The sequence below is a fragment of the Pseudaquabacterium pictum genome (genome assembly GCF_005403045.1).
In the GTDB taxonomy this organism is placed as follows: domain Bacteria; phylum Pseudomonadota; class Gammaproteobacteria; order Burkholderiales; family Burkholderiaceae_C; genus Pseudaquabacterium; species Pseudaquabacterium pictum.
In genome coordinates this window covers 1-210 of sequence record NZ_BJCL01000063.1, presented here as the reverse complement: position 1 = coordinate 210, position 210 = coordinate 1, and the positions used below count along the sequence as shown (strand labels likewise).

Here is a 210-nt window from a genome sequence, read left to right as displayed (position 1 = left end):
GCCACGACCGACGCGAACGGTTTCTACCAGTTCACCAACCTGCGCCCGGGCACCTACAACGTGGCCGAGACGCAACCCGCTGGCTACCTGGACGGCAAGGACACCATCGGCACGACCGGCGGCACCGCTGGCAACGACCTGCTGAGCGGCATCACGCTGGTCGCCGGTGCGAACAGCGTTGAGAACAACTTCGGTGAACTGCCGCCGGCC

The 210-nt window shown here is 66.7% G+C and carries 1 protein-coding gene; it reads left to right on the top strand.

All coding sequences use genetic code 11. The annotated features are described in order from the left end of the window. Positions 1-210: SdrD B-like domain-containing protein (locus FFT10_RS27580; protein ID WP_228027354.1), on the top strand; the 210-nt coding region annotated here is incomplete at both ends.